16 protein-coding genes and 1 pseudogene are annotated in these 12,324 nt (G+C 39.4%); 14 read left to right on the top strand and 3 right to left on the bottom strand.

Annotated elements, in window-relative coordinates; translation table 11 throughout:
• The 10 genes from ACXJIE_RS06350 to ACXJIE_RS06305 form a co-directional block, all read left to right on the top strand.
• A partial coding sequence (locus ACXJIE_RS06350; RefSeq protein WP_456480125.1) for a hypothetical protein occupies positions 1-210 on the top strand: 210 nt, incomplete at its 5' end.
• Between the two features lie 3 nt (positions 211-213).
• Complete coding sequence (locus tag ACXJIE_RS06345; RefSeq protein ID WP_456480124.1) at positions 214-882, top strand: 4Fe-4S dicluster domain-containing protein; 669 nt, start codon at positions 214-216, stop codon at positions 880-882.
• A gap of 9 nt (positions 883-891) precedes the next feature.
• On the top strand, positions 892-2,193 hold the full coding sequence (locus tag ACXJIE_RS06340; protein WP_456480123.1) for a polysulfide reductase NrfD family protein: 1,302 nt from the start codon (positions 892-894) through the stop codon (positions 2,191-2,193).
• Between the two features lie 163 nt (positions 2,194-2,356).
• Positions 2,357-2,677: a thioredoxin gene (gene trxA, locus ACXJIE_RS06335; RefSeq protein ID WP_456480122.1), complete on the top strand. Its 321-nt coding sequence runs from the start codon at positions 2,357-2,359 to the stop codon at positions 2,675-2,677.
• Between the two features lie 48 nt (positions 2,678-2,725).
• Positions 2,726-3,109 carry a hypothetical protein gene (locus ACXJIE_RS06330; RefSeq protein WP_456480121.1) on the top strand — a complete coding sequence of 128 codons (384 nt, stop codon included), beginning with the start codon at positions 2,726-2,728 and terminating at the stop codon, positions 3,107-3,109.
• Between the two features lie 52 nt (positions 3,110-3,161).
• Complete coding sequence (gene trxB / locus ACXJIE_RS06325) at positions 3,162-4,070, top strand: thioredoxin-disulfide reductase (protein ID WP_456480120.1); 909 nt, start codon at positions 3,162-3,164, stop codon at positions 4,068-4,070.
• 31 nt (positions 4,071-4,101) lie between these two features.
• On the top strand, positions 4,102-4,863 hold the full coding sequence (gene dapB, locus ACXJIE_RS06320) for a 4-hydroxy-tetrahydrodipicolinate reductase (protein WP_456480119.1): 762 nt from the start codon (positions 4,102-4,104) through the stop codon (positions 4,861-4,863).
• Positions 4,864-4,874: 11 nt separating this feature from the next.
• The gene (purF, locus tag ACXJIE_RS06315; RefSeq protein WP_456480118.1) at positions 4,875-6,209 is read left to right on the top strand and encodes an amidophosphoribosyltransferase; all 1,335 of its coding nucleotides are present in this window, start codon (positions 4,875-4,877) and stop codon (positions 6,207-6,209) included.
• A gap of 71 nt (positions 6,210-6,280) precedes the next feature.
• Positions 6,281-7,222, top strand: coding sequence for a tRNA modification radical SAM protein MnmL/YtqA (mnmL, locus tag ACXJIE_RS06310; protein ID WP_456480117.1), 942 nt, complete (start codon positions 6,281-6,283; stop codon positions 7,220-7,222).
• A gap of 12 nt (positions 7,223-7,234) precedes the next feature.
• Complete coding sequence (locus ACXJIE_RS06305; protein ID WP_456480116.1) at positions 7,235-7,819, top strand: class I SAM-dependent methyltransferase; 585 nt, start codon at positions 7,235-7,237, stop codon at positions 7,817-7,819.
• Here ACXJIE_RS06305 and ACXJIE_RS06300 read toward each other — a convergent pair.
• Genes ACXJIE_RS06300 through ACXJIE_RS06290 form a run of 3 tightly spaced genes read right to left on the bottom strand, consistent with a single transcriptional unit; the run spans position 7,810 to position 10,512 of the window.
• Positions 7,810-8,391 (bottom strand): MBL fold metallo-hydrolase, encoded by a 582-nt coding sequence (locus ACXJIE_RS06300; protein WP_456480115.1) that lies wholly within the window; start codon positions 8,389-8,391, stop codon positions 7,810-7,812. The two genes, ACXJIE_RS06305 and ACXJIE_RS06300, sit on opposite strands and share 10 nt — an antisense overlap.
• A 14-nt stretch (positions 8,392-8,405) precedes the next feature.
• Positions 8,406-9,965 (bottom strand): ribonuclease Y, encoded by a 1,560-nt coding sequence (gene rny, locus ACXJIE_RS06295; protein WP_456480114.1) that lies wholly within the window; start codon positions 9,963-9,965, stop codon positions 8,406-8,408.
• Positions 9,850-10,512: a 5-formyltetrahydrofolate cyclo-ligase gene (locus ACXJIE_RS06290; RefSeq protein WP_456480113.1), complete on the bottom strand. Its 663-nt coding sequence runs from the start codon at positions 10,510-10,512 to the stop codon at positions 9,850-9,852. Before ACXJIE_RS06290 ends, rny begins: the two co-directional genes overlap by 116 nt.
• 40 nt (positions 10,513-10,552) lie before the next feature.
• Here ACXJIE_RS06290 and ACXJIE_RS06285 point away from each other — a divergent pair, with 40 nt between their 5' ends.
• The 4 genes and pseudogenes from ACXJIE_RS06285 to ACXJIE_RS06270 form a co-directional block, all read left to right on the top strand.
• Positions 10,553-10,966 carry a hypothetical protein gene (locus ACXJIE_RS06285; protein ID WP_456480112.1) on the top strand — a complete coding sequence of 138 codons (414 nt, stop codon included), beginning with the start codon at positions 10,553-10,555 and terminating at the stop codon, positions 10,964-10,966.
• Positions 10,966-11,835: a signal recognition particle-docking protein FtsY gene (ftsY, locus tag ACXJIE_RS06280; RefSeq protein WP_456480111.1), complete on the top strand. Its 870-nt coding sequence runs from the start codon at positions 10,966-10,968 to the stop codon at positions 11,833-11,835. The genes ACXJIE_RS06285 and ftsY overlap by 1 nt, the downstream gene beginning before the upstream one ends.
• Positions 11,828-12,073, top strand: a complete 246-nt coding sequence (locus ACXJIE_RS06275) for a hypothetical protein (RefSeq protein ID WP_456480110.1) — start codon at positions 11,828-11,830, stop codon at positions 12,071-12,073. Before ftsY ends, ACXJIE_RS06275 begins: the two co-directional genes overlap by 8 nt.
• Positions 12,066-12,324 (top strand): annotated as a pseudogene (locus ACXJIE_RS06270) (DNA repair protein RadA); the annotation flags it as partial. The gene ACXJIE_RS06275 and the pseudogene ACXJIE_RS06270, both read left to right, overlap by 8 nt.

Below are 12,324 nucleotides of genomic sequence, written 5' to 3'. Positions count from 1 at the left end.
GGTCAGAAAGTAAGAGGAAAAGTGTACCCTACAAAGAGAATAAGAAAAGATACGATTTTTGTTGCAACGGGAATGGGAAGCAAATCACCGATGCTGACACTTGGTGGAAACAACGGTATTTCTCAGGCTGTAATAGCGGAAGATCATACTGATCCGATTATCGGAGCGGCAAGTATGAACGAAACTTTTGTAACAATCAGAAAGGTGTAAAAAATGGCTAATTACGCAATGGCATTAGAATATCAAAACTGTATAGACTGTAGAGCATGCGAAGTCGCATGTAAAGACGAAAACGGAGTAATGCTCGGTGCTGACAAGCAGAGAATCTGGGTTGGTATAGTTGAAGGCGGTACAATATTAGCCGATGCCTTTTTAAATTTTTATCCGTCTCAGTGCAACCACTGCGAAGACGCCCCTTGTATTACTGTATGTCCGACGGGCGCTTCTCATTTTGTAGAAGGCGGAATTGTAAAAGTTGATTATGATATGTGTATTATCTGTAAAGGTTGTATGGAGGCATGTCCTTACGAAGCCAGATTTGTAGATGAAACTAAACACGCGGTTGATAAGTGTACGTTCTGTGACGGAAGAATCCAGGAATACGGAACTACGGCATGCAGCGCCACATGTCCTACGAAAGTCAGAACATTCGGGGATCTCGAAGATCCTAATTCGGATATAGTAAAAGTGCTTGAAAAAAGAGAGTTTTTCGTACTTAAAGAAGACGAAGGAACACTTCCTAAACTGTTCTATCTTGTACCTGAAGACGAAGAATACGCAAAAAGAACACTTGGAAACGTAAAAAGACACAAATGGGCTGATTTTAAAGCCAAATACGAAGCTGAGGCGAATGCGAAAAAGCCTGAGTGGAAAAAAGCGTAAGGAGCTATTATGAACGAATATATCAATTGTTGCGGGCTTAATATAAGAAAAGTCAGTATTACACAGCTTTTATTTAACAAAACAATGTTAATAGCTTATGTTTTACTTGCCATAGGGGTTATAGGATGGTATGAAATATTTGCCCTCAGATGGGCACACGATTTCGTAAACAACGCCGGAGTAATCGCAGCGGCGGGACACCTTGAAGACACTAAACAAATTGCGATGGCACTCAAAGAGCAGATTTTTCACTTAGAACACATCGAAGAGGTAAACAAAGCGGAGCCTTGGGGTATTTTCGTATCTCAGTACACATACCTGTTATACGGAGGTAGTGCCCTTATTTTCCTTACGGCTTTAGCTGAACTGTTCCATGTGAAAATAGCTCCTAAAGTTGCGGCCGCTTTCATTACATTCGGTATTTCTATGGTTTTCGGCGGTTTGATTTCAATCGCAACCGACCTTGCAAACCAGATAAACATTTACTGGATGATATTAAATCCTCAGCCGCAAAGCGGTATGTGGCTAATGCTTCCTTTATATACGGTATATATTCCGTTTACGTTTATTGAAATTTACTTCCTTCTAACAAACAACAGAGATATGGCGAGAAAAATTGCCGGTGTGCTTGTTATATTGGGTATTATAATAGATGCCGCAGAATTTTACATCCAGGGTCTTTTGTTTAATTTAAACGATCCGAGACATTTATGGACCGATATTCCTCAGCTTTGGATCTATTTCTTAATTACGGGTGCGTTAACAGGTGTTGCCGGTGCAATGCTTTACAGTTTCTTAGGATTAAAAAACAAACCTTATTATGAAGAAACTATGAATCTGTTGATTAAAGCCGGGCTTGTAATTGCGGTGTTGACCGGTTTATACGAAATTGTAAACTATATGAGTGTGGATTCTAAATGGACATCGTTAATTTTAAGCGGAAGTCCCGTAGCTACAATGTACTGGACATGGATTGTTTTAGGGTTAGCGGTTCCTGTTGTACTTTGGCTTACTAAAAACAAAACACTGGCAGTAATAGGTGCGGTCTCCGCAATAATAGGTACATTCTTTATGAGACAGGCATTTATTTACGGAGGAAACGTATATCCTATGACTGCGAGAGTTGACGGGTTAGGACCACAGGCTACCGGTATTTACAACCTTGCCGAAACGACACCTTATGCTTATGTTCCGGCACATACAATGGAAATATTAATAGTAATCGGCTGTCTTGGTCTTGGTATTGCAATTTATTCGATTCTTGACTCCGTATTTGCGGTAAGAGACGTAAACGACAACGCGGATCATTAATCCCGCCCTTTTCCGGGCTTTTATTCATATATATAAAAAGTGTCAGTCGCTTTATTTGGCTTTTGGCAGTTAACTAATAACTATCAAAAAATTAAATTTTTCTTATAAATGAGGGTTTTTATCTTTTTTTGTGTATAATAACTAAAAATTTTAAGGAGATTTTATGGCATTAGAATTAAATGCGCAAAACTTTGCAGATACAGTAAAAAACAACAACGTGGTAGTGGTTGATTTCTGGGCGCCTTGGTGCGGACCTTGTAGAATGATAGCCCCTATTATTGAAGAATTGGCGGAAGAATACAAAGAAAAAGGTGTTGTGGTAGGTAAGGTAAACACCGATGAAGCGCCTGAAATTGCGGGACAGTTCGGAATCAGAAGCATTCCTACGGTGATATTTTTCAAAAACGGCGAAGCCGTTGACGCTATGATAGGCGCAGCGCCTAAACAGATGTACGTTGAAAAAATTGAAGCTCTTCTTTCATAATTGAAAAGCAGGTTTTTTTATACTTTCAGCTCCTTCTTCGGAGCGCTGATGGTTGCCGCTTTTTTCTTTTATTACAACTACAAATTCAAAGAATATAAGTTTCTTGACTTTAACAAAATAGTCCTTTACGAAAAACATAAAATTTTCGAACCGAAAGAAAAAGAGTATACGCTTATTGTTTTCTCATCAAGAATGAACGATATTAACGAACTTGTTAAAAAAATCCGTCCTAAATATCCGATCTTGGCGGTAGATATTTACCAGCAGAGAAAAGATTATAAACATATTATCTATACAACCGCCGGAATAAATACTATAATTAAAATTATCCAGTTTTTAAATATATATCAGGTACCCGTTGCTTTAAACATCAAACGGTACAATAAAAAATTATACAAACAGGACAGCCCTCTTGAAATTATTGAAAATTGACATTGGAAAACGGAAAAACATCCGCTTTTCAATGTCAATTTAAGGAGAGAAAATGTATGACTTAATTATAATAGGTGCGGGCCCCGGGGGTTTGAGTGCAGGGCTTTACGCAGGCAGAATGGGACTTAAAACCCTGATAATAGAAAAACTGACTCCCGGGGGACAAATAACGCAAAGCAGCGAAATAGAAAATTACCCGGGAGTATGCGAAGTGAAAAGCGGCCTTGAACTTATGCAGTGCTGGCCGGAACAGACTATGAGATTCGGAGCTGAAATCGTCAGTAAAGAAGTTAAAAGCATAGAAAAAAACAACAACATATTTGCAGTGAAAACCGCTAAAAACGAATATGAAAGTAAAGCTGTAATTTTGGCAACCGGAGCCACACCTAAAAAAGCCGGATTCAAAGGGGAAGAAGAATATATCGGAAAAGGGGTGAGCTACTGCGCGGTATGCGACGGTTACTTTTACAGAAATATGAACGTCGCCGTAGTGGGAGGCGGGAACAGCGCCCTTGAAGAAGCCCTTTATCTCAGCCATATTGCAAAAAAAGTATATCTGATCCACAGAAGGGACGAATTTAAAGCATCACCTCTTACAATTGAAAAAGTTATAAAAAAAGACAATATCGAAATTATTTACAACACGACAATAAAAGAAGTTAAAGGTGCCCCTTTTCTAAATACCGCAGTAATAAATCAAAACGGTGAAATCAGAGAGCTTAAAGTCGACGGCGTTTTTGTGTTTGTGGGAATGAACGTAAATTCTGCTCTTGTAAAAAAATTATGTGAATTGAATGAATACGGCGAAGTAAAAGTAGATTTAAATATGCAAACTTCTCTTGATGGACTTTATGCGATAGGCGATGTAAGGCAAAACAGTGTCAAACAGGTTGTAAGTGCGGCGGGAGACGGTGCGGTAGCGGCATTAAACGCCGTAAAATTTATAAAAGAAAATGACTAATTTGTTATAATTTCTAAAAAAAAGGAATTTTATGAAATATGGAATCGTAGGCGCAACCGGAAGGGTCGGTCAGCTGCTTGTAAACATTATAAAAAACTCGAACGATTCGCTTGGGGCGGTAATGTTTGAGGGAAAACAGACGGTTGAATTCGAAAAAGAAACCGTTATTACAAACGATGCCCAAACACTTCTTGAAAACTGTGATATCGTAATAGACTTTTCTGCCCCCGCGGCAACCCAGTCTCTTCTTGAAGCGGCGACAGAAAATCCGAAACCTCTTGTAATCGCAACAACCGGACTGAATGACCACCAAAAAAACTTAATGCTTGAAGTGTCGCAAAAAACGGCGGTTTTATATGCCACGAATATGAGTTTAGGCGTTGCGGTTTTAAACAAACTCGTGGCAACAGTAAGTGAAAAGTTAAAAGATTTTGATATAGAAATCGTAGAACAGCATCACAGATACAAAGTGGATGCGCCAAGCGGTACGGCGCTGACACTGGCGGAAAGCTGCGCAAAAGCCAGAGGCCTTAATCTCAAAGAGGTGATGGTAACCGGCAGAAGCGGTCATGTAGGCGCACGAACAAAGAATGAAATCGGAGTATTCGCCCTAAGAGGCGGGGACGTAGTCGGAAGACACACCGTAGGTTTTTACAACGAAGGCGAATTTTTAGAATTAAACCATACGGCAACAAGCAGGGAAACGTTCGCCAGAGGCGCGATAAAAGTTTCAAAATGGCTGATTAAACAACAGCCGGGGCTTTATTCGATTAATGATGCATTAGGAATATAAAGGAAAAACAAATGTGTTCGGTAGTAGGTATTTACGGAAATGAAAACTCCAGCAAACTGGCTTTTTACGCGCTTTTTGCCATGCAGCACAGAGGTCAGGAAGCGGCCGGCATAAGCAGCAGCGACGGAAAACATATAAAAACGGTTAAAGACAGGGGTCTGGTAACCCAGATTTTTAAAGAAGAGCACTTTAAAATATTAAAAGGCAATATGGCCGTAGGACATACAAGGTATTCCACAGCCGGAGACGATTCCATCTTAGACGCCCAGCCCGTATTCGCCAGATACGGACTCGGTGAAATTTCCATAGTACACAACGGAAATCTCGTAAACGCCAGGGAAATCAGGGAAGAGCTGATTAAAAAAGGCGCTATATTCCAGACAAATATGGATACTGAAAACTTAATACACCTGATTGCTAAAAATTACGAGAAAAAAAGGCTTAAAGACCGAATTATAGACGCAGTCAAAAAAATAAAAGGCGCATTTTCCCTGGTGATTCTCAGCAGAAGCAAAATGTTTGTGATTCGCGATCCTTTCGGATTCAGACCCCTCTCACTCGGAAAACTGAAATCCGGCGGGTATATAGTAGCCAGCGAAACCTGCGCGTTTGAACTTGTGGGGGCCGAATACGTAAGGGATGTTAAACCAGGGGAGATGATTACTTTTGAAAACGACGAAATAAAAAGCGAAATGATTTTCGAACCGACACCGAAACAGTGTATTTTCGAATATATTTATTTTGCAAGACCGGATTCAAACATTTTCGGTAAAAACGTTTACAGCGTCAGAAAACAGATGGGAAGGGAACTTGCACGCGAACTTCCCGTAGACGCCGACATGGTTGTCCCCGTTCCCGACAGCGGTGTTGCCGCGGCTTTGGGATACGCACAAGAAAGCGGTATTCCTTTTGAAATGGCAATTATGAGAAATCATTATGTCGGAAGGACGTTTATAGAACCTACACAGGAGATAAGAGATCTGAAAGTAAAAATGAAACTTTCACCCATAAAACATAAAATAGCTGGTAAAAAACTTGTGGTGATAGACGACAGTATAGTGAGGGGTACGACAAGCAGAAGAATAGTGAGAATGTTAAAAGAAGCCGGTGCGAAAGAAGTACATATGAGAATTGCCTCTCCGGCCACCACGGGTCCCTGCTACTACGGAGTAGACACACCCACAAAAGAAGAGCTTATAGCCTCAAAACTCTCAACCGAAGAGATAGCAAAATATATCGAGGCGGACTCCCTTGCATATCTTTCTATTGAATCAATAGTAAAAGCGGTAAAAGACAAAAAAGACAACTACTGCTTTGCGTGTTTTGATGACAATTATCCGATATGAAAAGATAAGGAAAACAGTTTTTCTTGATTAAATCGGAACTTTTTGATATAAAGTGGCAAAAAAGAGGATAGATGGATAGATTATATACGTTCGGCAAATACCTTAAGAGAAAATTCAAAACAAAAATCAAAAAAGTACCGGTTTCCATTCCCGGCTTTACATGCCCGAATATCGACGGAACCGTCGCAAGAGGCGGCTGCGTGTTTTGCGAAAATGAAAGTTTTTCCCCAAATTTTGCAAAAGAAAGATTCACGCTCAATTTAAACTCAAAAGAAAACCCCCTTCTTCAAAAACAGTTAAAAGCGCTTGAAGAACAGTTTTTCAATACCGTCCCTTTGTTAAAAAAATATTACGGGGCTGAAAAATATATCGTTTATTTCCAAAGTTTCACAAACACTTACGCACCTTTTGAGACTTTAAAAAAACTTTATGACAAAGCTCTTTCGTTTCCAAACGTCATAGGAATCAGCATAGGTACGAGAACGGACAGCATTACCGACGAAACCCTGGATTATTTGAAAAAACTAAATGCAAAACACGAAATCTGGATTGAATACGGAATTCAGACCTCCGATGACGAAACGTTAAAAAAAATAAACAGGGGCCATGATTTCGAAAATGTCGTAAAAACCGTAACCGAAACAAAAAAACTCGGCTTAAACGTGTGCGGACATCTTATTTTCGGACTGCCCGGAGAAACACAGGAAATCATGTTAAAAAGCGTAAAAGACACAATTGCTCTTAATATAGATTCAGTTAAATTCCACCCTTTGTACGTAACGGAAAACACCCTTTTGGCTTTGGAATATAAAAAAGGCAATTTTACTCCGATAGATGAAAAAACATACATCGACACACTTATAAAAGCCGTTAAAATGCTGCCGGAACATATCTCAATACAGAGAATGACGGCAGGGACTGAAAATTTATTGGCCCCCGAATGGTGCAGATCCAAATCCGAACAGATGAGTCATATTCATAGGGCTTTCAAAGATTACGGCATTAAACTTTAAACGGAAGCTGCAATGAAAAATAAAAAACCGGCCACCAGGTTTGATAAAGATGCAATTACCTGGGATGAACTGCCAAGGCGGGTTAATCTTGCCAAATCGGTGGTAAGAAACATCATACCTCATCTTAAAGGAAATGAAAAAGTCTTAGAATTCGGATGCGGAACCGGACTTGTAGGTTTAAACATAGCCCCTTTTGTCAAAAGTGTGCTCGGAATAGACACATCGGCCAAAATGGTGGAAAAGTTCAACGAAAAAGCAAAAAAACTGAACCTCAACGCAAAAGCCTTTCAAAAAGATATTTTTGAAATGGACGAAAAATTCGACATAGTCATTTCATCTATGACACTGCACCATATAAAAGAGATAAAATCCTTGGCCGAAAAACTTTACACCGTTTCGGATAAAGTTTTTCTTGCTGATCTCGTAAAGGAAGACGGAACGTTTCATACACGCGGAAACGACGACGTTGAACATTTCGGATTTGAAAAAGACGAATTAAAAGAGTATTTTAAAAAATGGAAAATGGAATACAAAATAATACATATTATTAAAAAACACCGGGATTTTCCCGTTTTTTTAATCAAACTTTACAGATAATCAAGCCACACGGGCAAAAACTTTTTCGCTTTTGCCACGGTGGTAGTCGGACCGTGGCCCGGCAGTATTTTTTTGTCATAAGGTATCTGCAAAAATTTTTCAATCGATTTTTTCATATCCGAAGGATTGGAATATGGAAAATCAACCCTTCCGATACCGCCGTCGAATATAAAATCCCCGCTGAACATATTTTCACCTATCTCGACGGTGACACTTCCCGGAGTATGCCCCGGAAAATGTCTTATTAAAACCTCATAATCACCTATTTTATACACACCCTCCTCCATTAAAAAATCTGCCTTCGACTCGGGAACATCATACCCGAACGGGTCCTTTTCAAGCATAAAGGCATCTTTTGTATGAATATAAATCGGTATATTATAGAATTCTTTTATCTTTTTATTATCCCATACGTGATCAAAATGTCCGTGCGTGTTTATTACAGCAACCGGTTCTTTGACGTGTTTTTTCACAAACTCAAAAGCCCCCACCCCCGGGTCGATTATTATCTTTCTGTCGATTATATAGCAGTTTGTATAAAACTCCCCGCACGGTCTAACGACTATTTCCATTTCACATCCTTAATCTACGCCGCGGCGTATGTCACGGCTCTTTTTTCCCTTATGACGTTTACTTTAATTTCCCCGGGAAAGCTTACTTCATTTTCTATTCTTTTAGCTATGTCCCTTGCAAGAAGCACCGCTTCGTCGTCATTTACTAAATCGGCTTCAACTATAACCCTTATTTCCCTTCCGGCATTCAAAGCATAGGCGTTAATTACCCCTATATAGCTTTTTGCAATATTTTCAAGAGATTCAACCCGTTTTAAAAACGCCTCAAGCACTTCCCGTCTCGCACCCGGTCTCGCGGCGCTCAGTGCATCCGCCGCACATACGGCGGCGGATTCGATACTCGTAGGCTCTACATGCCCGTGATGCGCCTTTATCGCGTTTAGCACGACTTCCGGCTCTTTATATCTTTTGCAAAGATCATATCCCAAGGTTACGTGATCCCCCCCGAAATCATGCGTAAGAGCCTTTCCTATGTCGTGTAACAACCCGGCCCTTTTGGCAAGCAGCTCGCCTCCTCCCATTTCAGCGGCCATTATACCGGCTAAATGGGCGACTTCCAAAGAGTGTGCAAGCGCGTTTTGTCCGTAACTCGCCCTGTATCTCAGTCTGCCTATAAGCTTGACTATTTCGGGATGGATACCTGCGTTTGAAAGTCCTAAATCTATTAAAATCTCCTCACCTTCTTTAGTAACTCTTTTTTCGAATTCCTCGGTTACCCTTTTATAAATCTCCTCTATTCTCGCAGGCTGTATTCTGCCGTCCTCAACGAGTCTTTTAATTGTTTCTACGGCAATTTGGCGTCTGTATATGTTAAAACTGCTAACAGTTACGGCCCCGGGGGTGTCGTCAATAATAATGTCGCAGCCCGTCACCATTTCGAGCGTTTTAACGTTTTTCCCCTCCTTACCGATAATTCTCCCTTTCATTTCGTCATCTCCAATCGGAACGACATTTATAAGTCTCTCGCCCGCAAAATCACCGGCATACCTTGTAGTGGCCTGCGCTATGATAAATTCGGCCTTTCTTTTGGCGTCGTTTTGGGCTTCTTTTAAAATTTTTCTTGTCAGGTGCGCTATTTCGTCTCTGAGTTCCTCTTCGGTTTTATTAAGAAGAATCTCCCTCGCCTCCTCTTTTGTAAGCCCGGCTCCGTTTTCAAGAATTTTCTGGGCTTCTTTCAGTTTATTTTTGTACTGCTCTTTAAGTTTTTCAACCGCTTCTCTTTCCTTGGATATATTATCGAGCTTTTTTTGAATTTCCTCGTCTTTTTTCATGTGTTTTTGTATAAGATCTTCAATTTCCTGCTCTTTTTTTAAAATTTCATTCAGTTTATTCTCATACTCCTGTTTGAGTTTCATCTCCTGAAGTTCATAAGAATTTTTAGCCTCGAGTTCAATCTCCTTAGCCTTCGCTTTCGTATTTTCAAGCAGTATCTCGGCTTCATGCTCTATAGCTTTCGCCTTAGCCTTCGCCTGTTCCACATAAATTTCGTACTTTGCCGTATCCATTTTTTTCGCTATAAAAAATCCCGCGAGAGCGGATAATATCATAACGACTAAAATTATTAAAACCGTCATTTTTTCTCCTTTTATAAATATTAAAACTTATATACCCGTCAGCTTTTACATCATGCCTTTGAGTCAGCCTGCGGTTAGAAAAACATGTTTTCAACTGCACAAAAACAATTTCGGGCCTGTAGCCTAAATTTTCAAAAAACCTGTCATACATTCCCTTACCGAAACCCACTCTTCTAAAACACAAATCGATTCCGACCACGGGAACAACCGCTAAATCCACTTTAGTAAAAGTTTTTTGCTTATTGACAGGTTCGAATATGGAAAAAATTTTTTTAACAAGCGGTAACTGATATTTTACCATCTTAAAGCTTAAATCCTCCATAAACGGAACAAAAATATTCTTTTTTTCCTTTCTTAACCTTTTCAAAACCCAGTGTATGTCGGGTTCGTTTCTAAGAGGGATAAAAAAAAGAATGTTTTTGTAAGGTTTACACACCTCATACAGCTTCCATCCTATTTTTTTGGAATAATAATATCTGTTGAACGAACCCGCATTTAAACAAATTTTTCTAAATTCGCTTTTTATTTTCATTTCTGCATTATTCATTTACGACGCCTTATGATAAAATTACGAAAAAGGAGTTTTTTTGAAATATATTTTAGCATTTATTTTATTTTTGTCGTTAACAGGATGTTTTAAAAACACAAAACAGGAACATTCAGAACCCGTACAAAAAGAGGTGATACAAAAAAAACCTCCTAAAAAAAACAGTGTAATAACAATAAAACTGAAAGATTTGGAACTGAAATTTAAAGAAAACAGACTGATATACCCTAAAAACAAAACGGTGCTACTGTTTGAAAACAACAACACCTTTTCAAAAGCGGAAAAACTGGTGCTGAAAAAACTAAACGTCAAATTTTACCAAATAAATTCGCCGTACCTGGAAAAGTATTTTAATATTCAGTACTATCCGACAATCGTGGTGCTCGATAAAAACAAAACCGTAAAATATGAAAATTTTACACCTTATGAAATTTTAAAAGCGGAGGGATTTTAATGCTCGGATTTATAAAAAAAGGTCTTAATAAGACAAAAGAGGCCATAAAAAGCGTCGTAGGAGCCCAGAAAAAAGAAAAAATTCAAAGGGATTTAATAGAAGAGGCTCTTTTGGAAGCGGATGTGGATTATGATCTCGTCGAAAAAATAATACAAAAACTTCCCGAAGAAGTTACTAAAGAAAAATTAAAAAAAGAGCTTTTATGGGTTTTCGACACCCCGAAAAACGACATAGAAATAAACGACAGACCGTTCGTTTTTCTTATAATCGGCGTAAACGGCGCTGGAAAAACGACAACAATCGCAAAACTGGTCCACAAATTCAAAAACGAAGGCAAAAATGTAATACTCGGAGCCGCCGACACGTTCAGGGCGGCCGCAATAGAACAGCTTACAAAATGGGCTGAAATTTTAAACGTTCCCATCGTAAAAACAAAACAGGGACATGACCCGGCAGCCGTAACCTACGACACTATTGCCAGTGCAAAAGCAAAAAACATCGACATAGCGATTATAGACACGGCGGGACGCTTGCACAATAAAACCAATCTGCAAAACGAACTAAAAAAAATAGTAAACGTCGCAAAAAAAGCTTATGAAAACGCACCTCACAAAATCGTTTTGATTATAGACGGAACGCAGGGAAGTAGCGCAATTAATCAGGCGAAAGTATTTAAAGAAATTGTCGGTGTGGACGGCGTTATAATTACAAAACTCGACGGCACCGCAAAAGGGGGAAGCATCTTTACAATCGCAAACGAATTAAGACTTCCTATTTATTTTGTCGGTGTGGGGGAAAAACCCGAAGATCTTATAAAATTCGACAAAAACGAATTTATAGAAGGGATTTTGGAAGGGCTTTATGACTGACATTATTTTTTATTTCGGAACGGCGGTAATCATTTTCGCCTTTACCGGACTTGTCACCGTAAAATTTAAAGATGAGGAAAGTATAAACCTAAACGAACAAAAATGGATTATTTTAATATACATAATACTGCTAATAACCGCAATTACCGCGTGGAGGATAATATATCTGCTTATTATTTCAAGCACCGGGGAGATGATAGAATACAACAAAAACATTCAAAGCGTGATTGATGGCTAAGAAAAAAACCGTTTACGAATGTGTAGAGTGCGGTTACAAAAGCGCAAAGTGGAGGGGCAAATGCCCGGCATGCGGCGGATGGGATAGTTTTGTGGAGGTAAAAGAAGAAAAACCATCTTCAAAACCTTCGGTAAAAAAAGCGAATATTCTAAAATTCGATGAAATAGAAAAAGAGGAAATCGAACGCTTCAGTTCAGGCGACGGCGAACTTGATCTGGTTTTAGGCGGCGGGATAGTGCCGGGCAGCCTTG

Source organism: Nautilia sp. (assembly GCF_053994455.1).
The sequence above is the reverse complement of the archived record's forward strand: the minus strand, read 5'-3'. Positions and strand labels throughout refer to the sequence as shown.